Source organism: Methylocaldum szegediense, from assembly GCF_949769195.1.
In the GTDB taxonomy this organism is placed as follows: domain Bacteria; phylum Pseudomonadota; class Gammaproteobacteria; order Methylococcales; family Methylococcaceae; genus Methylocaldum; species Methylocaldum szegediense.
In genome coordinates this window covers 2,335,932-2,359,342 of sequence record NZ_OX458333.1, presented here as the reverse complement: position 1 = coordinate 2,359,342, position 23,411 = coordinate 2,335,932, and the positions used below count along the sequence as shown (strand labels likewise).

At 55.4% G+C, this 23,411-nt stretch carries 20 protein-coding genes and 1 pseudogene; 14 read left to right on the top strand and 7 right to left on the bottom strand.

What is annotated here, in order from left to right:
* Positions 1-67 precede the first annotated feature (67 nt).
* Positions 68-343 (top strand): HNH endonuclease, encoded by a 276-nt coding sequence (locus QEN43_RS10100; RefSeq protein WP_317964056.1) that lies wholly within the window; start codon positions 68-70, stop codon positions 341-343.
* 60 nt (positions 344-403) lie between these two features.
* Here QEN43_RS10100 and QEN43_RS10095 read toward each other — a convergent pair whose 3' ends face one another.
* Positions 404-1,669 (bottom strand): HD-GYP domain-containing protein, encoded by a 1,266-nt coding sequence (locus QEN43_RS10095; RefSeq protein WP_317964055.1) that lies wholly within the window; start codon positions 1,667-1,669, stop codon positions 404-406.
* A gap of 308 nt (positions 1,670-1,977) precedes the next feature.
* On the bottom strand, positions 1,978-2,991 hold the full coding sequence (locus tag QEN43_RS10090; protein WP_026611578.1) for a Gfo/Idh/MocA family protein: 1,014 nt from the start codon (positions 2,989-2,991) through the stop codon (positions 1,978-1,980).
* A gap of 276 nt (positions 2,992-3,267) precedes the next feature.
* On the opposite strand from QEN43_RS10090, the gene QEN43_RS10085 reads away from it, so the two are divergent.
* The 5 genes from QEN43_RS10085 (at position 3,268) to QEN43_RS10065 (ending at position 7,608) form a co-directional block, all read left to right on the top strand.
* A complete protein-coding gene (locus tag QEN43_RS10085) occupies positions 3,268-3,774 on the top strand; it encodes a peroxiredoxin (RefSeq protein ID WP_026611579.1) in 507 nt (168 codons plus the stop codon).
* A 103-nt stretch (positions 3,775-3,877) separates the two neighbouring features.
* The gene (locus tag QEN43_RS10080; RefSeq protein ID WP_026611580.1) at positions 3,878-4,708 is read left to right on the top strand and encodes an inositol monophosphatase family protein; all 831 of its coding nucleotides are present in this window, start codon (positions 3,878-3,880) and stop codon (positions 4,706-4,708) included.
* Positions 4,709-4,812: 104 nt separating this feature from the next.
* The gene (rpiB, locus tag QEN43_RS10075) at positions 4,813-5,241 is read left to right on the top strand and encodes a ribose 5-phosphate isomerase B (protein WP_026611581.1); all 429 of its coding nucleotides are present in this window, start codon (positions 4,813-4,815) and stop codon (positions 5,239-5,241) included.
* Between the two features lie 851 nt (positions 5,242-6,092).
* Positions 6,093-6,389: a hypothetical protein gene (locus tag QEN43_RS10070; protein ID WP_026611582.1), complete on the top strand. Its 297-nt coding sequence runs from the start codon at positions 6,093-6,095 to the stop codon at positions 6,387-6,389.
* A 496-nt stretch (positions 6,390-6,885) separates the two neighbouring features.
* A complete protein-coding gene (locus tag QEN43_RS10065) occupies positions 6,886-7,608 on the top strand; it encodes a C39 family peptidase (protein ID WP_051331972.1) in 723 nt (240 codons plus the stop codon).
* A gap of 171 nt (positions 7,609-7,779) precedes the next feature.
* Here QEN43_RS10065 and QEN43_RS10060 read toward each other — a convergent pair.
* A pseudogene (locus QEN43_RS10060) lies at positions 7,780-9,034 on the bottom strand (IS256 family transposase).
* 853 nt (positions 9,035-9,887) lie between these two features.
* On the opposite strand from QEN43_RS10060, the gene QEN43_RS10055 reads away from it, so the two are divergent.
* Positions 9,888-10,169 (top strand): hypothetical protein, encoded by a 282-nt coding sequence (locus QEN43_RS10055; protein WP_026611585.1) that lies wholly within the window; start codon positions 9,888-9,890, stop codon positions 10,167-10,169.
* A 62-nt stretch (positions 10,170-10,231) separates the two neighbouring features.
* Here the strand turns inward: QEN43_RS10055 and QEN43_RS10050 are convergent, their stop codons facing one another.
* Entirely contained in the window at positions 10,232-11,197 is a 966-nt protein-coding gene (locus QEN43_RS10050; RefSeq protein WP_317964054.1) for an IS481 family transposase, read from the bottom strand.
* Between the two features lie 1,169 nt (positions 11,198-12,366).
* Between QEN43_RS10050 and QEN43_RS10045 the strand changes: the two genes are divergently transcribed.
* Positions 12,367-12,642 carry a hypothetical protein gene (locus QEN43_RS10045; RefSeq protein WP_026611586.1) on the top strand — a complete coding sequence of 92 codons (276 nt, stop codon included), beginning with the start codon at positions 12,367-12,369 and terminating at the stop codon, positions 12,640-12,642.
* Between the two features lie 99 nt (positions 12,643-12,741).
* Here QEN43_RS10045 and QEN43_RS10040 read toward each other — a convergent pair whose 3' ends face one another.
* Positions 12,742-13,236 carry a SixA phosphatase family protein gene (locus tag QEN43_RS10040; protein ID WP_026611587.1) on the bottom strand — a complete coding sequence of 165 codons (495 nt, stop codon included), beginning with the start codon at positions 13,234-13,236 and terminating at the stop codon, positions 12,742-12,744.
* Between the two features lie 748 nt (positions 13,237-13,984).
* Here QEN43_RS10040 and QEN43_RS10035 point away from each other — a divergent pair.
* From QEN43_RS10035 to QEN43_RS21765, 6 genes are all read left to right on the top strand, one after another.
* Complete coding sequence (locus QEN43_RS10035) at positions 13,985-15,580, top strand: glucan biosynthesis protein (protein WP_235726683.1); 1,596 nt, start codon at positions 13,985-13,987, stop codon at positions 15,578-15,580.
* Positions 15,577-16,077: a hypothetical protein gene (locus tag QEN43_RS10030; protein ID WP_051331973.1), complete on the top strand. Its 501-nt coding sequence runs from the start codon at positions 15,577-15,579 to the stop codon at positions 16,075-16,077. Before QEN43_RS10035 ends, QEN43_RS10030 begins: the two co-directional genes overlap by 4 nt.
* Before the next feature lie 14 nt (positions 16,078-16,091).
* Positions 16,092-18,155, top strand: a complete 2,064-nt coding sequence (mdoH, locus tag QEN43_RS10025; protein WP_026611589.1) for a glucans biosynthesis glucosyltransferase MdoH — start codon at positions 16,092-16,094, stop codon at positions 18,153-18,155.
* Between the two features lie 13 nt (positions 18,156-18,168).
* Complete coding sequence (locus tag QEN43_RS10020; protein WP_026611590.1) at positions 18,169-18,804, top strand: uracil-DNA glycosylase family protein; 636 nt, start codon at positions 18,169-18,171, stop codon at positions 18,802-18,804.
* A 276-nt stretch (positions 18,805-19,080) separates the two neighbouring features.
* Positions 19,081-20,445, top strand: a complete 1,365-nt coding sequence (gene ppnN / locus QEN43_RS10015; protein WP_026611591.1) for a nucleotide 5'-monophosphate nucleosidase PpnN — start codon at positions 19,081-19,083, stop codon at positions 20,443-20,445.
* Positions 20,424-20,792 (top strand): antibiotic biosynthesis monooxygenase family protein, encoded by a 369-nt coding sequence (locus QEN43_RS21765; protein ID WP_396662737.1) that lies wholly within the window; start codon positions 20,424-20,426, stop codon positions 20,790-20,792. Before ppnN ends, QEN43_RS21765 begins: the two co-directional genes overlap by 22 nt.
* Positions 20,793-20,830: 38 nt before the next feature.
* Here the strand turns inward: QEN43_RS21765 and QEN43_RS10010 are convergent, their stop codons facing one another.
* Positions 20,831-21,493, bottom strand: coding sequence for an SPOR domain-containing protein (locus QEN43_RS10010; protein WP_026611593.1), 663 nt, complete (start codon positions 21,491-21,493; stop codon positions 20,831-20,833).
* 7 nt (positions 21,494-21,500) lie between these two features.
* Positions 21,501-23,261, bottom strand: a complete 1,761-nt coding sequence (gene argS, locus QEN43_RS10005; protein WP_026611594.1) for an arginine--tRNA ligase — start codon at positions 23,259-23,261, stop codon at positions 21,501-21,503.
* Positions 23,262-23,411 lie beyond the last annotated feature (150 nt).

Below are 23,411 nucleotides of genomic sequence, written 5' to 3'. Positions count from 1 at the left end.
CAATTTTCTGTTGACAAATGCGCGTTGAATTTGTGATTGTGAAAATGTTCAGAAACGGAGTGCGATTATGGACAATCGAATTTCGATTGAGAGGCTCATGGAATGGGTCGTTCCCGTGACCGAATCCGGATGTTGGATATGGATAGGATCGGTGCCGGCGGACGGCGAGCGTATTGATGTGGAGTGGGAAAGCCTGCACCCGGATCGATTCTTCTGGGAGATCCATTACGGGCATATCCCGTCCGGGCAGTGTGTTTGTCACAAATGCAACGTTCAGTATTGCGTCAACCCTAACCACCTTTTTCTTAAGGCCAGCCGAGCGGCATCCAGCGAAACGGCTTAGCGGGCTCTTTCGCGATCGCGCTGCTGCGGTCGGATGCATCCAGGATCGTAGGGCTTGGTTCTACCTGACGGTTCTTTGAATCAGCCCTTGTTCGTAGTACCGCTTGATATCTATGTTATAGCTCCCGTTTTTCAGCATGGCCTTGATGCGATAGGGCTGTCCGCAAGGATCGAGGTCGAGTTTCGCAAGGTCCACGATACGGTGGGGTTGTGGATTTTTGTCCGCGTCGAGGAGCATGATCACTTTCGGCCGGAGCTTTTGCCGCGGGTTGACCTCGATGACCAGAGCGACTTCCCCGTTACTCATTTCGACGAGGCTGCCTGCAGGGTAGGTGCCTAGACATTCGACAAACTTGGTTACCAAGTTCCCATCGAGACGTTTTCCGCTCTCGTTGTTGAGAATTGCGATCGCGTCCATGTGGGTACGGCCTGACTGGTACACACGGTCGCTGGTTACGGCGTCGTAGGTATCGGCGACGGCGACGATACGGGTGTACGGCATGATTTGGGCATCGGTGAGGCCGTTGGGATAACCGGTGCCGTCGAGGTTTTCGTGATGTTCGTATGCGACATCGATGGCGCCTGGGTAGACGCCGCGGGTGGACATGAGTATGTCCCGGCCGTGCACGGTGTGAGCTTTCACCACAGTCATTTCTTCATCGGTGAGACGGCCCGGCTTATTGAGGATTTCCAGAGGCACTCTCATCTTGCCCATGTCGTGCATGAGTCCGGACAAACCGAGGTTTCGAAGCTCTGGAATGGACATGCCCAAATAACGCCCAAGTACGATCGAGAAGATACAGACGTTCATAGAATGCTGAGCGGTGTACTCATCGCGATCCTTGAGCTGAGTCAGGAGCAGCATGGCGTCGGGATTTCGATATACGCTGTCCACGCATTCGCAGACAGCGTCTCTCGCGAGCTGAATATCGACGCCTCGACCGAAGCGGATGTCGTCCATGAATGTCTTGACTAGTTTGCTCGTCTGCGTGTGGGTATTTTGAGCGCGGTCGATTTCACGTTCGACGGATACCCGCTTTTCCGGCGGGGCGGCGGTCCACGATAGACGCGACGATTTAATCGGCCGGCGGCGGGGGGTGGTTTCCGGGAATTGTGTTCGATAGGCGTCGATGTAGACGTATTTGCATACTTTTCGAACGGCGTCGATGTCCGCTTGCGTGGCGAGCACGAATCCCTGAAACAGGAATGGCGAATCGAGCCAGGGGCGATCCAACTCGCATACGTACATTCCGATCTTCAAATCGCCGGCCGCTACTTTGATCTTTCTCAGGGTCGTTATTCCAGGAGAATCCATACGGTTGTCCACGGTGTTTTCTCCAAAAATAATCCGGACGCCGGGATTACGTTAAGAACCTATCCCAGCAGACTCAAGAAATCCTTCGGCAAGCTCAAGGCGAAAGGCCTGCTGGGATAGGTTCTATAACAAAGTATAGCTATAGCGCTTTTTCAACCGCCCTCGAGGCATTTCGCTGCAGGCCGACGCTTCCCTTTATACGTTTCACTGGCGGGAGATCGCTACGTACGTCGCCAGTTCGCACGTGGCCGAAACCTTTTCGCCTACAGTGGTTTGAGAGCCGTTGGAACGATCGGACACAGCACCGGAGCGCTGACGCGTCATGGCGCCAGCTTTTCCGTTCGCCCCTGAGCCGCGGACTGTAGTGCGGCGACGATGATGCTGCAGTTGGCTTTTGCATCATCCAGCGAAAGCAGTGGCGCCTTTCCGGTCAACACGGATTCGCTGAAATGTTCGACTTCCAGCCTGAAATGGTTGGCCGCGGGCAGACGTTCTTCACATTGACGCCCATCCTCAGTCCACCATGAAAGCACGGGGATATCGCCCGGAAGCTGCCACACGATATGGCATTTCAGGCCGCCTTTGGTGCCTATGATTTCGTATTCCGAGCGCCGCGCCCTTTCGAAGCTGATATCGAAATGGGCATGTTTGCCGTCTCCGAAATCGATCACGCCGCTGGTCGTGATATCCGCGCCGCTATCGACATATTTCGCGATCGCCGTCACGGCAACGGCCGGCTCGTCAAAAAACATTCGGGCCGAATGAATGGCATAGCAGCCGATGTCCCACATCGCGCCGCCGCCACGCTCGACGCTTTCCGCTAAACGGTAGAGCCGCGCAGGACGCATCATGAAAGAGTAAGTGGCGCGGACGGAACGAATCTCGCCGATAAGGCGGGAGCGAATCAATTCCCACACCCGCGCATGCTGCGGGTGGAAACGGTACATGAACCCTTCCATCACGGTTACCTTATGTTCACGCGCTGCTGCCTCGATGGCCTCGATGTCGGCGACGGTCAACGCCATCGGTTTCTCGCACAATACATGCTTGCCGCGGCGGATGGCGCGCAGCGTCCATTCGGCGTGTTCGCGATTGGCGAGCGGCAGGTAAACGGCCTCGACCTCCGTGTCGTCGAGCAGCGCTTCGAGATTGTCATAAGTCCGGACGCCTTGCTGTTGCGGCGCATATTTCGCCAGTGTCTCCGCGGCGGCTCCCGGGCGGCGGCTGGCGATGGCGACCAGTTCGGCGTTCGACGCTTCGACGATGGCCGGCATCAGTCGTTCGTTGACGCGCGCCGCGCCGAGTATGCCCCAACGGAGTTTTCGGTCGTTCATCGGTTCTCCCCTTATTTTTATAAGCTAGGAAATAGTGTACATATCATAATCCTTGAAACGGCGGTTGGACGTGCTCGAGCGGCTGGAGGGATGACGATCGGAGTCCTCGCGGTGTTTCTACCGCGTCGAAGCGGTCAACGGCTGTTTCGAAAGTAATGTCTCAGGATGCGGTGATGGTCTCTCGCGCGATGCGATGACCGAACCGGCGCGGCGTGGTCTTTCCCGGCCTGGACATTGGTTTTTCACCATCTTCCCATAACCATCCGAGGTGATGCCATGACGATCAAAGTTGGAGACCGCCTTCCCGAGGGTACGCTTTACGAATCGACGGAATTCGACTCAGCGACCAGCTGTCCGTTGAAGCCTCAGGCATTGTCCGTCAGCGAGCTCGTAAAGGGAAAGAAAATCGTGATTTTCGGCGTTCCAGGGGCGTTCACGCCGACCTGTTCCGCGCAACATTTGCCGGGTTATATCGCCAATTTCGACAAGCTGAAAGCCAAGAATGTCGACGAAATCTGGTGCGTGGCCGTCAACGACGCGTTCGTGATGGCATCCTGGGGCAGGGAGAGGAATGCCGGCGGCAAGGTGCGCATGTTAGCCGACGGCAGCGCCGAATATACCCGTAAGCTCGGCCTTGAGCTCGATCTTACCGCCAAGGGCATGGGCGTGCGCTGCCAGCGTTTTGCGATGGTGGTGGACAACGGCGTCGTAACCCATCTCGCTGTCGAGGAGCCGGGCAAGTTTGAGGTTTCGAGCGCCGAGGCGATCCTTTCGCACCTGTAAGAATAGCCTCTTGATTACCATGAGCCGCGGAAACCTTCGGGCTGCGGCTCTTTTTCCGTCTGAGGTAGAATGGCCCGCTCGTTTTCGTCAACGGCAAGCAACTATGCAACAGACTGATCCCAAACTGACCGACATCCTGGATGCCGCCGTCGAGATCGCGCGCGGTGCGGGTGCCATTCTTCGCGAGGGATTCGAAAACCAGCGCGCCGCGTCGCTACAGTTCAAGACCACGGATATCGATCCGGTGACCGAATACGACCTTCGCAGCGAGGAATTCATCGTCGGCGAATTGCGCCGGCGCTTTCCGTCTCACCAGATCGTAGGCGAAGAGGGCGGGGCGTACAGAGCTGGGGAAGTCCAGTCGACCGCCCGCGAGTTCCTGTGGCATATCGATCCGCTCGACGGCACCGTAAACTTCTCGCACGGCTTTCCCATGTTCTGCGTGTCGCTGGGCTTGCTGATCGACGGCGTTCCCTCGCTTGGCGTCATCTACAACCCGATTACCGATGAAATGTTCGCCGCCGCGCGGGGGCTGGGGGCTACGCGCAACGGTTCGCCGATTCACGTGTCGGCAACACCGGTGCTGAATCGCGCGTTGGTGATCACCGGTTTTTCCTACGACACCCACACCAGCGACAGCAACATGAAAAATTTTCTCGCCTTCCAACGTACCGCACAGGCGACGCGGCGCATCGGCTCGGCGGCGCTCAATCTGTGCTACACGGCAGCCGGGCAGATGGACGGCCACTGGGAAATGAAGGTCAAGCCGCATGACATCGCGGCGGGCATCGTGCTAGTACGTGAAGCCGGTGGTACGGTCACCGATTTCGACGGCGGCGATGACATCTTAAATACCGGCCGCATCGTTTCCAGCAACGGCTTGATCCATCGCGAAATGCTGGAAGTGTTGAAAGCCGCTAACGACCGCGATTGAACGAGCATTCTTTTCGTATCGTCGCCAAAAGCGTTAGGCTTTCCCGCGCTCTTTCCTGTAAACCCGAGCGGGCCGCTGCCCGCTGTTACCACTGAGGAGTCATCATGAAGATCGGTATCGCCTCTGACCACGCTGGTTTCGAGTATAAAGAAGCACTGCGTGCATGGCTGAGTTCGCTGGGCCACGAGGTCGTAGACTACGGTTGTTTCAGTGACGAACGAACCGATTATCCCAAGTGGATCCGCCCCTGCGCCGTGGCTGTCGCTAACGGCGAAGTCGAGCGCGGGATCGTGTTGGGCGGCAGCGGCAATGGAGAAGCCATCGTGGCTAACCGCGTCAAAGGTTGTCGCTGTGGCTATTGCTTCAACGAGGAAACTGCCTTTCTCACGCGGTCGCACAATGACGCCAACTGTATCGCCATGGGACAAAGAATCATTAGCCTCGACATGGCCAAGAAGATCGTCGAGGTTTTTCTGTCCACCGAGTTCGAAGGTGGACGGCACGTGCCGAGAATCAAGGCGATCGATGAGTGATAGACAGGGAGCGCGGACAGTCCTCTCTTTTCCGAAACGAGTTGGATGAGACGGGGGATCGGCGGTCATTCACCCGTATTGACGATGGGCCGCCGATCAGAGATGAAACGCGTTCATTTTTTCGCTTTTCATAGTCATTGCCGGATTTCGCCTGTTCAAAAACGAAAATCGATCGAGGGCTTGGATTATTTTTGAAATCAAGACCTTAAAGTTGTTTAAGGATCGTCCAACGTACGGCGCTTACAAAATCTTAAAAATCAGCCGGTGTCGGAATTCGGCGACACGTCAGTTGTTTCCGATGGTGCAGTGATGGCGATGCGAAATCGGTCGGCGAGACGCGACGCGGGGAGGGGCGATTTCGGTTTGGATATACCCATGGCTGATCCTCGATACGGCTGATCGGGCAGAGTAAGCCGATGAGGGCAGGTTTGTAACACAATCGATCGAAACGTTTTAGTGATGCCGCCAATCGTGGGGTTGGAGCAAGTCTGTTTCGGTTGGTTTGTACGTTACCGAAACCGCTATCGCATGCCGAGTACCGCAACGATTTTCCTCCACCGTTTTCCAAAATCTTACATTTCCCACCCTCGAAGGCGGTGGCCAAAGGGCGAGTAGTTCGCTCGATTATTGTTACCCCTCACGCTCGGAAAAAATTGTCTTGAAAAAACAATAGAAAAGGGCGCACCGAAGCGAAGTTCCAGGGATGGCACGAATCCTGTATTGTGACTATTAGTCGTAAGGATGCGACCTAAGCCAAAGGGACTTGGCGGCTATGTTTTCGCGTCGCAGGGTTTCAAGGGCCCGGCGCGAGCGTAAGGAAAGCGTTGAATGCAAGACAAGGAGTTCGACTTATGAAATCGTATGCATTGGCCGCGGTATTGTCTTCGATGATGGTTACCGGTTCTGCCTTCGCGGACAACGACTTCCGGGCCTTGGGCCAGGTGTCCAATTTGACTCCGATGAGTGAAGAACAGCTTGCGACCGTCGAAGGCGGCTGGAGCGGTGGTGGCGCTTGTGGCGGTGGTTTGATCAATCTTGCGAACGTTTGTCTTAATCTGGCCCTACCCGTGGTGGTCGGAATCAACCTGAGTGTTTTGGGTGTCGCATCCCAGACTATCGCCCAGGTTACGGAGCAATACATCAATTAGCGACAAAGCCGAGGCCCGTACAGACGACGCATTCGGGCTGATGGGTGAAGCGGGGGATCGGATGATCCGTTCTCCCGCTTTTTTATTAGAGAACAAGCGGTTTCCAAAAATTATTAATCAGGCCCGTAAATACCAGGAGGGTATTTACCGGCCACTGCCCAGGCCGGTACACGCCCGGCCTGGACTCACGCGGCTTGCCGCCGTGCCGGAGCATCCCTGCCCCGGATTAACCCGGCCCATCTTAAATAGGTCGGGTTAAATAAGTCGCTTCGAACGCCAGCAGGAGGTTCGGATCAACTAAAGCGAGTTGAGCTTGTCCGCGAGGCGCAAGCGAGAAAAAACGGAAGCGGATCAGGTCTATCGCAGAAATCCATCGCTTATCCCATCGCGCAAGCTGCGGGTTAGCACGCGAAACCACGCCTGTCACCGCTTATTTGCGTATCGTGGAGTGTGGTATAAAGGACCCACTTTCGGTATAGGATGTGAGCGGGACGATATGGCAAAGGTAAGCCGACTGGCCATGGCGATTTTGGCATTGTGTGTCGTTACGGATCGAGCGGCCTTTGCCGATCCGGGAAAGGAGCCGGCACCAAGGCGGCATACATTAAAGGAGCTCCGAGACCAATATGTCGTCAAACAGCAGCTCGATTACTCGTGCGGGGCTGCCGCGTTGGCGACGCTGCTGCGGTATTACTACGGCGAGGATACCTCCGAGCAAGAGATTTTGACTCGTCTTAACGCGATATTGGCCAACCTGACGAAAGAGCAGTGGGCACGTAAGAAGCGCATCGGCTTTTCGCTGCTTGATCTCAAAAAGGTTGCCGAAGAAAAAGGGTACCGCGCCGCTGGTTTCGAACTGAAGGTCGAGCAGCTCAGGCAACTCGTCGCGCCCGTCCTTGTTTACGTGCATCCGTTCGGCTATCACCATTTCGCGATACTGCGAGGGATTGCGGGGGACCGCGTTTATCTCGCAGATCCGGGGCGCGGCAACCTGCGCATGAGTTTGTCCCATTTCAAGGACGAATACGGCGGCGTGATCTTCGTTCTTGGACGGGCGGGAGAAGAAAGTATAGTGTCCTATCCCTTAGCATTGGGAAGACCGACCGATTATCCCGAGCCGCGATTGCTGGATTTTGCCGAACGGGCCGATCTCCTGTCTCGCCCCACAACAGATCTGACGGTTAGGACGCTCCCGAGTCTTTATCCGCCATTCAGATGAATTCCGCGCTTGAGGTTGCGGTAGTGTTAGGCGTCTGTTTTGCGAATGCCGAGCTTCTATGTATTTGGCCGGATCATGGGGCAGCGGTCAGTGAACCACTCTTCCTACGGCGGTCTCTCCTCTTGTTTTGCGGATTAGAGTAATGGTCAAATTTTGTGTATGGGGAGTTGATCAGGCGGCGACTTTCTCGGCGTCTTCCTGAACGCCGTCCTTGAACACGACTCCCTCAATGACCTGAGCCAGCCGCGGAACTCCATTCAATCTCCGCCAGTGTCGCTCGGCGCTTTTCACCAGCATGAACACCATCGCGAGAATACTTCCCCGTGACACGCAGCCTCGCGTTTTAGCGGTTCTGAGCCTCACCGTGGCAAAGGTGGATTCAATTGGATTAGTGGTCCTCAGGTGAATCCAATGCTCCGCCGGAAAATCGTAGAACGCCAACAGCGTCTCCCGATCCTTTTCCAGGCAGGCCACCGCCTTGGGCTACTTGGGCCGATACACCTCGACGAAATGATCGAACGCGTTCTCCGCTTCCTGCCGGGTGGCGGCCATCCAGATCTCGTGCAGCGCCGCTTTGGCTTTGGGCTGTTGGCTCTTGGGCAGCTTATTGAGCACATTCGCCGTCTTATGGACCCAACAGCGTTGGCCACGGGTGGTCCCGTACACCTGCGGTAAGGCTTTCCAGAAGCCTAAGGCGCCGTCGCCGATGGCCAGGTGCGGATCAAGGGTGAGACCCCGGGCTTTGAGATCCAACAGCACCTCGCGCCAGGACGGTTCGCTCTCCCGATAGCCATCAGCCAACGCCAGCAACTCCTTCTTGCCGTCCGCCGTAGCCCCTATCACCACCAGAATGCACTGCGCCGCATCCTCCAGCCGTACCCCGAAATGAATGCCATCTACCCAGAGATACACATAACGCCGGTTCGACAAATCCCGCCGCGACCAACGCTGATGCTCGTCCTTCCAGACCTCTTTCAAGCGGCTGATCGTACTCGCCGACAGCCCCGGCGCCTCCCGCCCTAACAGCACCGTCAGCGCCTCCTGAACATCCCCGGTCGAGATCCCTTTCAAGTACAACCACGGCAATAACGCCTCAAGGCTCTGGGGGCGCCGAAGGTACGGCGGCAAAATCGCCGAGGTCAACCGGATCGCCTTCGACCGATCTCGCACCCGCGGCACCTTGACCTCGATAGGACCCACACCGGTCTGGATGGACCGCGTCGGTAGATGACCGTTCCGCACCACCCGCTTGGCGCCCATCCGCCGTTTTCTCGTCCTTGAATCGCTCCAGAAAGGCGGCCACCTCCGCTTCGATCGCCGCCGCCAGCATCCGCTGGGCGCCTTCCCGTAACAACTCCGTTAACGCATCCGCCACGGGAGCTGGTGCCCCTGGATTCTTCAGCGCAATGATCTTATCTTCACTCATGGCGTATTCGCTCCTCTTGTAGGAAGGGATGACCTTGAAGACCCTCCAGAATACGCCGCCTACCTCAATCCCTCATCCACAACTTTCGAGCATAACTCGCGGATTATCCGCGATAAGCATTTCCGTTTTGTGCGAGACCGCTTCTAGGGCGGCGGTTTTTCAAAAAATTAAATCGACTCCACGCGCAAAAGATCTCGTTTAATCAATTGCTTCCATTATCTTTCCCTACGGGTGCCTGCTGACGATAACAAAAAATTAAAAAGTCTACTGGCATCTTGCCATCGTACGGCTACGGTGAGAGAACGACAAAGACGGATAACGGGCCGGCGAAAAAATCACTCGCGAGACAGTTCAGTATTCGTTTCGGTATACCGATGGCATTTGCATCGGCCGATATCGAGGCGCGATGTCATCAGCATGTAACGGGGGTGCAATTTCCTCTGCGGGACGATTAGACGTAAGCGTTCGAATCAAAGGAAATCAACCAGGCATGTTTCACCTTGGTTCCAAAATACGGACATAAACTTGAGCAGTGAATGCCGAAAGCGTTTCTTGGCTGCGCTTTTCAAAAACGTACATTTTCCGAGGGAGAAACAGGTAATTTCGGTGACTTCGAACGTCGCGGAAAATCTACGACCGTTAGTCACTGAGAAAAATCAGCTCAAAAACAGTTGGATAGAGCGGTGTCCAAGCGAATTTTCGAGGATGGCATGATGTCTGCAATTTGACTATCGGTCGTAAGGATGCGACCTAAGCCAAAGGGACTTGGCGGCTATGTTCTCGCGTCGCAGGACTTCAAGGACCCGGCGCGAGCGTAAGGAAAGCGTTGAATGCAAGACAAGGAGTTCGACTTATGAAAGCGTATGCATTGGCCGCGGTATTGTCTTCGATGATGGTTACCGGTTCTGCCTTCGCGGACAACGACTTCCGGGCCTTGGGCCAGGTGTCCAACTTGACTCCGATGAGTGAGGAACAGCTTGCGGCCGTGGAAGGCGGAGCTTGCAACGGTGGCCTGATCAATCTTGCGAATGTTTGTCTCAACCTGGCCGTACCCGTTTCGGTTGGCATCAACCTGAGTGTTCTGGGTATCGCAACTCAGACCATTGCGCAAGTCACCACACAGAGCATGAATTAACCGTAATAGCGAAGGGCCCGTGTGCGAATCGCACGGGCCACATCATCCAAGCGGGGGAGTGGCTAGTTGTCAAGTCCCGCAAGATCGTAAACCTTCTTTCGAAAAAGATGAGGATGGGACAGTTGCCAGTTTTTGAGAGCCTGGATCGGGGTGAGATGGCCTAAGGCCTTTTGGGGAATGTGATGATTGTACAGCTCGACATAGCGGTGCAAGGTCGTTTCCAGATCGGCGGTTGAGTCGAAGTGATGGGTTTGCAACACCTCCTCGATGCGGCCATTGAAGCGTTCCACCAGGCCATTCGTTTGGGGCCGGCCCGGCGGAATCAGGCGATGTTCGATGCCTTGTTCAGTACAGAGGCGGTCAAACTCATGCGTCCCCGAGGGCTGCCGAGTTCGGGTCAGGAAACGGTCGGTAAACTCCGAGCCGTTGTCGGTCAGGCATTTCTGGATGCGGAAAGGCGCGGCCTGAATCACCGCTTTGAGGAAGTCCTTTGCGCTTAAGGCGGTGCGGTTGGGCTTGAGGGCGACATAGACCCAGCGGGTGGCGCGGTCGATGGCGACGAACAGGTATCGGCGGGGTTCGCCGTCGATGGCGGGCAAGTACTTAACATCCAGGTGAAGGAAGCCGGGCTCATAGGCCTTGAAGGGTTTGACCTTCGCCTTCTCTGTAGGCGGAAGCAGGGTCTTGAGGGACGCCACCCCGTGGCGGCGCAGGCAGCGGTCTAGCCCGGAACGGGACACGGCGGGATTGAGAAATTCCCGGGTCACGGCCAGGAGATCATCCAAGGGGAGGAGCAGAGCTTGGCGGAGGTAGACCACGATGGCTTCCTGGGCGGGCGTGAGCGTGGTTCTGAGGGTGTGGGGCCGGTGTGAGGCATCTTCGACCGAGGAGCGGTGTTTCCACTTGCGGACGGTCGTTCGGCTAATGCCATGCTTTTGGGCCAAGGCGCGCTCGCTCAACGTGGACGCTTGAATGGCCTGCCGAACGGCCGGGGTGGTACGGGCGTTCTTATGAAGACGAATCTGCATGGAGAGAAACCTCACTTGGACGAACCGAATATCTCCTGGAGAAGGCTCCGGGCTTCGAACCAAGCATAACTCCTTCTCGGTAAATAATCACACGAGACGCGACAGCTAGGCCGCTTGCCCGCTTGCCTGCTTTTCGACGAAAGGTATCCGAAGATCCAAGAGGCGAGACCGTGTTCTTGCCGGTTTTTCGCGATTTCACGTAGCGTTAATGACTAATCGATTGCTGTTTTCCCTTCGATAAACTTTCATTCGATGCCTCATAGGATCGCGCTAGATGACTATATCCACGCGTAGATTCAAAGTGCTTATATAAAGCTTAAAAATAAAAAATTTTCCGGTTCATCCCAGAACGCCCCACCCTAGAAGAAACCTCGTTACCTATCCGTAGCGAGTTGATGCTACCGTGCGTTATTGCGTTGCACGGTTCGTTAACGGCGATCCATTTCGAAAAATATTTGTTAACTATTGAAAGCTCCATAGTTTGGTTTTTTCAAAAATTTTAACCAGCGGCCTTCTTAAAAATTTTGCTAGATCAATCGATTGCGACGACATCACGGTTGCATCGCGAATTGCTGTTACAGGAATTTAAATTTTGTCTGGTATCTAGGCTTCACGGTTGTTCCTGAGCGAGGCTGTAGCCGGTTTGAGCAACGTCACGGCGATTAAAAACCGTGATTGCATCGATAGAGTGCGCTGTTTCAGGGATATTCGTTGCCCTGAGCGAGTTCGAGCCAAGCTATTGGCGTCTGCTGATACGGCTCCCTGATTACGAAGTCTCGGCGTGACTGTTTCACCAGAATGACTCACTTTTAAAATCAAGAAAACAGTACCGAGCGACGATCCATAAAAAGATTTGATCTGGTTTTTCAAAAAGTTAAATTCTTGCGCGCCGAGGCTGGCGATCGAGGTGCTTCAAACCCGCAAAAAAGCTAAGCCGTGGTCGGAAGTCCTTGCTCGAAGAATATAAAGTCCACGGGGAAACAAGTGGATAGATCTCCACAGGTGCACGCTATGTAGGGGGGTGGCATGATGCCTGCAATTCGATGTTTGGTCGTAAGGACGCGACCCGAGCCAAAGGGACTTGGCGGCTATGTTCTCGCGTCGCAGGGCTTTAAGGACCCGGCGCGCTCTTAAGGAAAGCGTGTAATTTAAGACAAGGAGATCGACTTATGAAATCGTATGCATTAGCCGCGGTATTGTCTTCAGTTATGGTTGCGGGCTCAGCCTGGGCGGATGCGGACAGCGACTTCCGGGCCTTGGGCCAGGTGTCCAACTTGACTCCGATGAGTGAAGAACAACTCGCCGACGTTGAGGGCGGTTACGTTGGCACCGTGGTTGGTTTTCTGCAAGGCATTGTAGTTGATAGGATCGAAGCGACGGCCGCTGTTCTTGATTCCATTGCAGGCTTCTTTCAGCTTGAGCTGCCGCCAATAAAGGTGCAGTAACAATAATCGTGGCCCGTGCGAATGGCGGACTCGGGCTTGGACAATCAGGCGGGGGTGATCATCCGATCCCCGCCTTTTCGATAACCGCCGTTTCCAGGTCTAACGATGCCGTTTGGGAAAGTCGAAAAACAACAGTCGTCCGCTCCCGGCCAGAATGTAGACCCAATCCTCAACCGTGAATTCGATTGCCGCAATTCCACAGGTGGGAAGCGAACCAATGTTCTCGCCGGTCAGTCGAGCGACCAGTTCGCTTAGAGAGGGATTGTGGCCGATCAGGCAGGCGGTGTCGTGGATATTCTCGATCGATCGAATCAATTCGACCAAAGCCGGCACCTCTTGATTATAAATGCAGTCGCGAACGACGATTCCGGCCTTATCGTAACCGACGGCCTCCGCTACTCGTTCGGCGGTTTCGAGAGCGCGTTTCGCCGGACTTGATATGATTGAATCCGGTTCCATTTCGCGAAGTTTCAATATACTCCCAATGAGTGATGCATCGTATCTCCCGCGGTCATTCAGAGGGCGATCGATGTCGGCCAGCGATGGCGAATCCCGGTCGGATTTGGCGTGACGAATGACGATCAGCTTTTTCATCGCAGCGACTCCGCGCCTGATTCTATTGGGACGCGCCGTCTTTTCAGGAATCGAGCTTTCCGGCACGAGGTCGGAACATGATACGTCCTCGACCTAAAGCCGAGAATAGTTTCTCGACGGGAAGATTTTTCCTTATGCATCACCGGGGTATACTATGTCCAAATGGTGTACTTTTTGCTGCATTCTCGTGCTTTAGCGTGGCCATGAAATTCAGGCCGCGCCGTATTTGAAACAGCTCACTCTTTTGACACACCTGTTCCGCGAGCTGCACCCGTAGCGCTCAATTAGCAAATGATTCCTGCGCGTTGGAGCGTTTGTCACCGTGTAATTCCTTGACTATATTGTGGGGTTTGCTATTTACAGCAAATTTGCCCGGAGTTCGCCGGGTGAGAAAAAACTTGCATCCGAATCTGGACGATTGATTGGTATTTTCGGACACGAGTGGAGTAGGCAAGGAGGACCACTCGGCTGGAGTCGGAGGGGGTGGTGAGGACTTACCGGGTTAGGCTCGAAGAAGAAACGACCGTTCGCGATTGCATTGTTATCCACGGCAGAACATGTCGTTCCGAAGCGACCGTTGGCGATTGGAAGGGGCGCTTCGGTGCTCCCGGAGCGACCGTTTGCGATTGGAAGGGCGGTTCCGCCGCTCCCCGGAGACACCGCTGGCCATCGGAAGGGATAAGAACTGGGGGTTAGCCCTGGGCCGTAGAACGTATTTGGTTATCGAGTTTCCGAGGAAAAACACACTGTGAGCTTTCCAAGCTGGATCGTCGTCTTTTTGTGTCCTTTGCTTTTCAGTACCGCTCTCGCCGAATCGAAGAAGTCGGCACCTCCGCCACCTCAGCCAGCCGCAGTTCCAGCACCGAGCCCACCAGTTACGCCTCCGGCCGATAAAGGGCCAGCCAAGCCCTTCGACTTTTCAGATGTGGAGCAGAAGGCAAAAGAATTAGCCGCTAAGCCTTATGCCCGGGATGAGTCCGGTATGCCCGAGTTTTTGACCAGGCTGGACTACGATCAGTACCGCGATATTCGGTATAAACCAGAAAAAGCTCTTTGGCGTGACGAGAATTTGCCGTTTCAAATTCAGGCATTTCATCGCGGTTTCATTTTCAAGGATCGCGTTGTCATCAATATTGTGGATCGCGGGAGCTCGACGCGGCTCGCGTATTCGCCGGAACTGTTCGATTTCGGGAAGAACCAATTTCCGAACCCCCTTCCGGCAGACCTTGGATTCGCCGGTATTCGCTTCCATCATCCCTTGCGGAAGGATGATATCTTCGATGAGATCGCTGTTTTCCTGGGTGCGAGTTATTTTCGGGCGGTCGGGTTGGGACAGTTATATGGTCTGTCCGCGCGCGGGTTGGCTGTTGATACGGGCTTGCCGAAAGCAGAGGAGTTTCCGATTTTTAAGGAGTTCTGGATCGAAAAGCCGGCGAAGGACGCTAGCGCGCTCACAGTATATGCTTTACTGGATAGCGAGAGAGTAACCGGGGCGTATCGCTTCATCATTCGCCCGGGACTCGACTTGACGATGGACGTGACGAGTCATCTTTACTTTCGCCAAGGCATCGAACGCGTCGGCATCGCGCCTCTGACCAGCATGTTTTATCATGGTGAGAATACCGATCGTTTTCTGGATGACTTTCGTCCCGAGGTGCACGATTCCGACGGGCTATTGATTGGAAGAAGCACCGGCGAATGGGTCTGGCGCCCGTTGAACAATCCGCGCCAGCTTCGCATCAGCGTCTTCCGGGATGAGAAGCCCGTGGGATTCGGCTTGATGCAGCGGGATCGCAATTTCGACCATTACCAGGATTTGGAAGCCGGCTATAACCGTCGACCTAGCGCCTGGGTCGAGATTCTGGGCGATTGGGGACCGGGCGCGGTTTACCTGATCGAAATTCCGAGCGACGCAGAGAAATACGATAACATCGTAGCTTTTTGGGTGCCTGACAAGGCGACCGGCGAAGGCAAGGAATACACCTACAGCTATCGTCTGCATTTTCTATTGGACGAGTTTACCGCGCCCGGGGGCGGTAAGGTCGTTGCCACTCGCGTGGGCGCGTCGGCTCCCGATAGTCCGAATCGTAAATTCGTCGTCGAGTTTGCCAGCCCGACGCTCAAGTTGCTCAGCGACAAGGCTGCGGTAGAGGCCGAGGTAAGCGCCTCCGCCGGTAAGATTACCAATATCGTAGTTCAGAAAAACAGTGAAAATGATCGATGGCGTTTGAGTTTTGATCTAGAGCCCGAAAAGGATAAAGACCCGGTCGAGTTGCGTGCAATGTTGAAATCCGGCAAGGATGCACTTACCGAAACATGGGTTTATCAGTGGAACCGTCGATGAATCAAGTACGGACCTTAAACAAGGTGGTAACGTCAGGTGTTGTGGAACCTTTTCCCCAGTCCTGGCCGCCTGGAATCAAGGAACGAGTCATCGCCTATTTGCAGAGCCTCGGCTTGTCTCGGCAGGATCTCGTTGAAGGACTGGCGGAAGATTGCCTGAACCGAGCTCGGCGTCGGGTTGGTCGCGGAGCTGTAGAGGAATTACTCAAGCGTGCGATAGAAGAGGCTCAGCGGCGCTTCGACCACGCCTTGGCGCGGGCCATGCGGTTATCGCCGTCCAAGGATCCTCATCCGGTAGCGGCGGCACGGGCCGCCTTGCTGCTGACTGGCTGCCCGTCAGTTGCCGACGCTCTATTCGAAAATTCGGAGCCGCCGGCCGAGACAGGAGAGATGTTGAAAGATATTCTGCCGCGCCCCACGCCCCCCGAGGCCCCTGTTTCCATGGCCGAGCAACCGCTGCGATTCTGGTTGTTCAAATCGACTCATCAAAGCAGTTAACCTTTATTCACAGTATGTCTTCCCATGCCAGCGCTTTGCCGCGCTATGTCCGCACTCTAAGGCGAACAATCTTCTTTACTCTGGTCACCGTGACGGCATTCGCAGCGCTTGCCATGATCACGAGCGCTTTCCTGCAGAACGGAATAACGCCGCAGGAAATCGTTCTGCTCGTACTTTATACATTGCTGATTCTGTGGATCAGTACCTCGTTTTGGACCGCCACGCTTGGATTCTGGTGTTTGCTTCGGGGCGGTGATAAGCGTTCTATCTCAAGGTTGCCCCCGAGCCTGCCTCCCACGCCCGACCAGGAGCCGGCACTCACGGCGCTAGTGATGCCGATTTATAACGAAGATCCCGTCCGGGTATTCGCAGGTCTTCGGGCGATTTACCAGTCGCTCCGCGAAACCGGTCGCGCCGACGCGTTCGAACTGTTTATTCTCAGCGATACGCGCGATCCCGACATCTGGATGCAGGAAGAGGTGAACTGGTATCGCATGTGCCGCGATTTCAACGCGCATGGCAAGATCTTTTATCGCAACCGCGAGAAGAACATCGCTCGCAAGAGCGGTAACATCGAGGATTTTTGCAGGCGCTGGGGCGGCCGTTACCGTTATATGATCGTGCTCGACGCCGACAGCCTCATGGCCGGCGAGACCCTGACGAGAATGGTCGATCTGATGGAGGCTCACCCACGGGTCGCCCTGATCCAGTCGCCGCCGCTGCCGGTGAACCACAAATCGCTGTTCGCCCGTATCCTGCAGTTCGCCAGCAGTCTGTATAGCAACGTCTTTATTGCCGGCATCAACTTTTGGCAGCTTTCCGAAAGCAATTACTGGGGCCATAACGCCATTATTCGCATAGAGCCGTTCGTCCAACACTGCGGTTTGCCGAAACTGCCGGGGCGGGAGCCGTTCGGCGGCGAGATCTTGAGCCATGATTTCGTCGAGGCAACTTTGCTGCGCGAAGCCGGTTGGGAGGTGTGGTTGGCGAGCGATCTCAAGGGCAGTTACGAGGAGTTACCGCCTACACTGATCGACTATGCGAAGCGCGACCGGCGCTGGTGCCAGGGTAATCTGCAGCATTTGCGCATGGTGTTCGCCCGCGGGTTTTCCGGCCTCAGCCGGTTGTATTTCCTGATGGGCATCATGTCCTATTTGTCCTCGCCGCTATGGTTCCTGTTTCTGGTATTGACTGGCTTCGAGGCCTACGTGCAGAGCCAAACCATGCCGGTTTATTTTTTCGGCGACAATATCTTTCCGGTATGGCCCGAGTCTTACGCTGTCGAGATGACGACCGTGCTGCTGGTGACCCTGGCCATGTTGTTTCTGCCGAAGCTTTGGAGTTTCCTTCTGCTCCTGACGCGGCCAAGAATGCTCAAGAGTTATGGAGGCGTAATACGCGCCGCTCTCAGCGTCTTTCTCGAAAGCGTTTTCTCCATGCTTACGGCGCCGATCCTCATGCTGTATCAGAGCAAGTTCGTCGTCGCCATTCTGTTGCGCCGCAGCGTCGGCTGGCCGCCTCAGAATCGCGGCGATCACCGCTTGAGTCTCAAGGAAGCGACCTTGGCCCATGGCGGTCAGACTTTGACCGGGCTGGGCGCGGGATGGTTGAGCTATGAATATGTGCCGGACTTTTTCCTGTGGCTGGTACCGGTTTTAGCCGGTTTGGTTTTGTCGATACCCATTTCCATTCTTTCTAGCAGTACGAAGGTGGGGTTGCTTGCCCGCAAGCTCGGATTTTTCCTGACCCCGGAGGAATACCGGGCGCCCCGGGTGGTCGAGTTGCTCCATGAAAACCTGGCTAAAGCCGAGCAATCCGATGCACAAGTCAAGGGCGAGTTGAACGTCGCGGATCCGGGGACCTATTCCCTGCACCTCGCGCTTCTGCCCGACCGTCCGATTAAGAAACGCCAGCGTCATCAGTTGCGCGCGTGGGTTTATCAGTTGGTCGAGGACGGACCGGAAACGCTTTCCGCCGCCGAAAAACGCGCCTTGATTTCCGATCCGGAGACGCTGACGCGTTTGCATACCTTGGCGTGGAGCTGGAAAAAAGACAGCGACTCGCCTCAACCGTCCTGAGCAACAAGCATTCATGGACGAGCGTTTGCGCTCATTGATCCTCCATCAGGAGGAGTTGAAGAATTGCGCGCGTTGCCCTGAGATGATCGGTCCTGTGGTCACGGGGCGCGCTGTGTTGTCGCCGGTAGTCTTGATTGGCCAGGCGCCAGGCTCCAAGGAAGGGCAACTGGGTAGACCGTTCGCGTGGACCGCCGGAAAAACGCTCTTCAAATGGTTCGCGGATATAGGCGTGTCGGAACACGTGTTTCGCCAGCGGGTCTACATGGCAGCCGTATGCCGTTGCTTTCCCGGTAAGAACCCGAAGGGCGGTGACCGGGTTCCGACCCTCGAGGAAATCGGTCGTTGCGCCGAGTGGCTGAACGCCGAACTTCGTCTCATAAGGCCCAAGTTGGTCATACCCGTGGGTAAGCTCGCGATTCGCCAAATTTTGGCCGTGGACAGATTAGACCAGGTGATCGGGCTTCGGCACAGATTTTGTCGAGACGGCTTGGAAGCTGACGTGATACCTTTGCCTCACCCATCCGGCGCCTCGACCTGGCACCGCCGGGAACCCGGCAAGACCCTGCTGCATGACGCCCTGAGGCTGATCCGTGAGCATCCCGCTTGGGAGGAGATATGCCGGGGTCCAGATGGCGGGACTTTGCGATAGCGCAAGAATTATGCACATCATGGGTTGTGCCTGGTCATGTCCGCCTTTTACTGGCGGTTTCTTGTCAAAGATTATGTAAGTGAATGATTAGATGTGTGTTTGTGAATGACGGAGAATCTTCGAATCGAAAAAAGCGCACAAAACAGCGGGTTCTCAACAAACTTTCAAGCTTGTATTCCACAAACTTATCCACAGGCTGTGCGCTTATCTTTGAGTTGAACAGACTTGGCAGAATTTTCGTCCGTTACCACCGGACGTTTTGAGAAAGGAGTTCCGATGCAGACCGTCAACGCTCAGGTGAGGCCAGAAGGCACTCTGGAAGTCTTGTCCAAATTGGAAGTGGCAAAGCTGCTCGATACCAGCCAAGGCGGCCTTCATGAGCTTTTCCGCCGGTGCTCGCTGGCGGTTTTGAATTGCGGGAGCGCAGTCGACGACTGCAAGCTGGTGCTCGAACAGCATAAGGATTTCGATATTCGCGTATTGCAACAGCAGCGCGGCATCAAGCTGGAAGTACTGAACGCGCCGGCCTCTGCCTTCGTCGACGGCGAAATGATCAAGGGCATACGCGAGCACCTGTTCTCGGTACTCCGCGATATTGTCTTCACCGGGTCCGAGATCGTCTCGAATTCCGCGTTCGACCTAACGAAATCGGAAGACATCACCAGCGCGGTATTCCACATTCTGCGCAATGCGGGCAGCCTGATCACGAACACCGCTCCGAACCTGGTCGTTTGTTGGGGAGGACATTCGATCAGCCGGGAGGAATACGATTACACTAAAGAAGTCGGCCATGAGTTGGGGTTGCGGGGGCTCAACGTCTGCACCGGGTGCGGTCCCGGGGCCATGAAGGGCCCCATGAAAGGCGCAACCATCGGGCATGCCAAGCAACGCATCCACAATGCCCGTTACGTGGGTATCTCGGAGCCGGGAATCATCGCCGCGGAGCCGCCCAATCCCATTGTCAACGAGTTGGTCATCATGCCGGACATCGAAAAGCGGCTCGAGGCATTCGTCAGGCTCGGGCACGGCGTGATTATTTTTCCGGGCGGCGTCGGTACGGCCGAGGAGATTCTTCACTTGTTAGGTATTTTGCTTCATCCGGACAACAGGGACTTACCCTTTCCGGTGATTTTGACGGGACCTGCCGAATGTGCCGGCTATTTCGAACTCATCGACCGTTTTCTAGTTTCCACGATCGGCCGAGAAGTACGTCGGTACTATCGGGTGATCATCGACGATCCCGCGGGGGTTGCCCGGGAAATGAAAGAGGGGATTAGCCTGGTGCGGGAATTCCGGAAGCAAAACGGCGACGCGTATTATTTCAATTGGTTGCTCAAGATCGAGCAGTCATTTCAGCTACCGTTTGTGCCCACGCACGAGAATATGGCGGCCCTGGAGTTGCACCGCGAGCAGGAGCCTCATCACCTGGCGGCCAACTTACGCCGGGCATTTTCAGGCATTGTCGCCGGAAACGTGAAAACGGACGGCATTCGAGCCATTGAGGAATACGGGCCTTTCGAGCTGCGAGGCGACGCGTCGGTTCTGAAGCCTCTGGACGAGCTGCTGTCGACCTTCGTCGCGCAAGGTCGTATGAAGCTTCCGGGCGTGCGTTACGAGCCATGCTATCGGCTGGTGGCTTAAATTCTTGGAGATGGACTAAACGACCTTGGAGGCATAGGACGAAGATGTTTATTGCGATGAATCGATTCAAGATTGCTTCAGGGAAGGAAGCCGAATTCGTTGCGATATGGCGGGATCGCGAAACGCATTTGCACGAAGTACCCGGATTTCGTGAATTTCATCTGCTCCAGGGGCCGAGCAACGGGGAATACACGCTGTTCGCTTCCCACTCGACTTGGGATTCGAAAGATGCGTTTGAAGCGTGGACACATTCGGAGGCGTTTCGTAAGGCACACGCCAGTGCGGGTGGAAGTAAAGGCTTATACCTTGGGCCGCCGCAGTTCGAGGGTTTCGAAGTCGTTCTTTAAGTCATTGTGAGAGCCGCAGACAGGCTTTATGCACAGCGTTATTTCGCCGCTTTTTGCACGATGCTGTCGATACCTTTGGTGCGCAGATAGGCCCTGATTTTGTCGGCATCGGCCAAAGTCGCATAAGGCCCCAGCTTGACGCGGTACCAGGTAGAATTTTCGATTTCGATCTTTTCGATCTTGGCTTTGATTTTGATTTTGGCCAAGTCGGCTTTGAGCTGTTCGGCATTCCGGAGATTGTCGAAAGAACCGGCTTGAACCAGATAAAGCCCTGCAGGAGGTTTGCTGCTCCGGCTTTCTTCCCGCTTGATGATCTTGATCTCGCTTTCGGGGATGATGACTTCCTTTTCGGGAAGGATCTTATAGAAGGTGAATCGAGGTTCCCGCGGCTTAATGGTCTCCGTCTTTTGTTCGGGACTTTGGTCGCTCGGCTTATTGCCCTCGGTTCCCGGCTTTTTCTTGTTCTCCTGTGGGTTCTTTTTTCCGGTGTCCGAGCTGGCGGCTGTGGTCTCAGTCGACGGCACCGGTATTGATACGGTTTCAGGTGCTTTCGGGTTTTCCTCGCTGTCGGTGCCGGAGAAAAAATGCACGGCGAGACCGACTGCACCGGCAATGCCGGCCGCCGTGATAACCCAGACTCTCGGAATTTGGAGCCTGCGTTTTCGGTATCCCGGAATCCGGTGCTTGTAGTCCCTCGACATGTCTTTGTTACATCGATTCGGGCGCGGATACGTCCAGCAGGCTCAAACCGTTGTGGACCACCTGTCTCACCGCGGCGATCAGGTTGAGACGGGCGTTCCGTAGCGCGGCATCTTCCACCAGAAACTGATGGGCGTTGTAATAGGTGTGGAATTCGTACGCCAATTCGCGCAAATAATGCACCAAGTGGTGCGGCTCATACTGCAGCGCTGATTGTTCCACGACCTCCGGATAACGGGACAGGGTGTTGATAAGCGCCAACTCATGCGTTTCGGTCAATAAATCCAGATGATTCATGCCGCCGACGAGATCGCGCGTCCAGCCTTTTTCGTCCAATTGCCGGAACACACTGCAAATCCGAGCATGTGCATACTGGACGTAATAGACCGGATTTTCGTTGGTCCTAGACGTAGCCAGCTTTAGGTCGAAATCCATGTGTTGGTCGGATTTCCGCATGACGTAAAAGAACCGGGCTGCGTCCTTGCCCACCTCGTTGCGAAGCTGCCGGAGCGTTACGAATTCTCCGGAGCGCGTGGACATCTGGACTTTTTCTTCCCCGCGATACAAAACGGCGAACTGAACCAGTAGGACGTGAAGCCGTTCCGGGTCTCCTCCCAAGGCCTTTATGGCGGCTTTGACACGGGGAATATAGCCGTGATGATCGGCACCCCAAACGTTAATGATTTGATCGAAACCGCGCTCCAATTTATCAAGGTGGTAAGCGATATCGGACGCGAAATAAGTCGTTTGACCGTTTTCCCGGACGACGACCCGGTCCTTCTCGTCACCCAGCCGGCTCGAGGCGAACCAGGTCGCACCATCGTGTTCGTAGAGATAGCCCGCTTCTTGGAGTTTTATTAACGCCCGTTCGATGGCGCCAGTCTCGGCGAGGCTCCGTTCCGAAAACCACCGGTCATAATGAACGCCGAACTCCTCGAGATCCTGGCGAATATCGTCAAGAATGCTGTCGAGGCCGGCATCGAATACGGTCCGATAGTTTGCAGGGCCCAGCAGCGATTTTGCCCTCGCGATCAGCGCATCGATATGAGCTTCCTTATCACCGCCTTCGGGTTCGTCCGGCGGAAGATCCGCCATGACCTCTGCGGCGGGGCGCCGGAATTTGTCCCCGACATTCTTGTGCAGATCCCAGGCGATCGTCCGTACGTATTCACCGCGGTAGCCGTTGCTGGGAAAGCTCAGCACCTCCCCGCACTCTTCCAGGTAACGTAGCCAGACGCTGGCGGCCAAGATGTCCATCTGTCGGCCGGCATCGTTAACGTAGTACTCGCGGTGTACTTCGAATCCGGCAGCGGCCAAAAGGTTGGCCACCGAGGCGCCATAGGCTGCCCCGCGACCATGTCCCACGTGCAAGGGGCCGGTTGGGTTGGCCGAAACGAATTCTACCTGCACTTTGCGGCCCGCTCCGACAGTGCTCTTGCCGAATTCGTGCCCTGCTTCGTGGATGTCGGCGATGATTCGGTACCGGGCTTTCAGGTCGATGAAGAAATTGATGAATCCGGGACCCGCGATCTCGACCTTGGCGACAACGGGGTCATGGGGCAGCGCGGCCACGATTTTTTCCGCCAATTGCCGAGGATTGCATCGAGCGGCCTTCGCCAGGACCATGGCCAGGTTGGTGGCGAAATCGCCGTGCTGAGCGTCGCGTGCGCGCTCTACGAGAATGGTCGGATTGAAATCGGGGGCTAAGTCGCCGTTCGCTTTCAATACGGAAACGGCGCTCTGCAGCAGATTCTCCAGACGTTTTTTCATGCGGGGGACGGATCGGCAGGGAAAAATGAGCGGTTATTATCCTAAAATCGCGGACATGCTTGCAACGCGGCCACTGCGCGGCATTCCTCGTTTTCGCCCTCGTCCCGAGTGGTTTATTTGAACTATGTATTTCTACTTATAGGCCGGTTA

Coding starts and splice junctions, on each gene's coding strand:
- QEN43_RS10010 (WP_026611593.1), bottom strand. CDS start 21,493: ATGTCGAGGGACTACAAGCACCGGATTCCGGGATACCGAAAACGCAGG.
- QEN43_RS10050 (WP_317964054.1), bottom strand. CDS start 11,197: ATGCAGATTCGTCTTCATAAGAACGCCCGTACCACCCCGGCCGTTCGG.
- QEN43_RS10020 (WP_026611590.1), top strand. CDS start 18,169: ATGGACGAGCGTTTGCGCTCATTGATCCTCCATCAGGAGGAGTTGAAG.
- QEN43_RS10040 (WP_026611587.1), bottom strand. CDS start 13,236: ATGAAAAAGCTGATCGTCATTCGTCACGCCAAATCCGACCGGGATTCG.
- ppnN (WP_026611591.1), top strand. CDS start 19,081: ATGCAGACCGTCAACGCTCAGGTGAGGCCAGAAGGCACTCTGGAAGTC.
- mdoH (WP_026611589.1), top strand. CDS start 16,092: ATGTCTTCCCATGCCAGCGCTTTGCCGCGCTATGTCCGCACTCTAAGG.
- QEN43_RS10065 (WP_051331972.1), top strand. CDS start 6,886: ATGGCAAAGGTAAGCCGACTGGCCATGGCGATTTTGGCATTGTGTGTC.
- QEN43_RS10070 (WP_026611582.1), top strand. CDS start 6,093: ATGAAATCGTATGCATTGGCCGCGGTATTGTCTTCGATGATGGTTACC.
- argS (WP_026611594.1), bottom strand. CDS start 23,261: ATGAAAAAACGTCTGGAGAATCTGCTGCAGAGCGCCGTTTCCGTATTG.
- QEN43_RS10100 (WP_317964056.1), top strand. CDS start 68: ATGGACAATCGAATTTCGATTGAGAGGCTCATGGAATGGGTCGTTCCC.
- QEN43_RS10030 (WP_051331973.1), top strand. CDS start 15,577: ATGAATCAAGTACGGACCTTAAACAAGGTGGTAACGTCAGGTGTTGTG.
- QEN43_RS10080 (WP_026611580.1), top strand. CDS start 3,878: ATGCAACAGACTGATCCCAAACTGACCGACATCCTGGATGCCGCCGTC.
- QEN43_RS10055 (WP_026611585.1), top strand. CDS start 9,888: ATGAAAGCGTATGCATTGGCCGCGGTATTGTCTTCGATGATGGTTACC.
- QEN43_RS10090 (WP_026611578.1), bottom strand. CDS start 2,991: ATGAACGACCGAAAACTCCGTTGGGGCATACTCGGCGCGGCGCGCGTC.
- rpiB (WP_026611581.1), top strand. CDS start 4,813: ATGAAGATCGGTATCGCCTCTGACCACGCTGGTTTCGAGTATAAAGAA.
- QEN43_RS21765 (WP_396662737.1), top strand. CDS start 20,424: ATGCTATCGGCTGGTGGCTTAAATTCTTGGAGATGGACTAAACGACCT.
- QEN43_RS10085 (WP_026611579.1), top strand. CDS start 3,268: ATGACGATCAAAGTTGGAGACCGCCTTCCCGAGGGTACGCTTTACGAA.
- QEN43_RS10045 (WP_026611586.1), top strand. CDS start 12,367: ATGAAATCGTATGCATTAGCCGCGGTATTGTCTTCAGTTATGGTTGCG.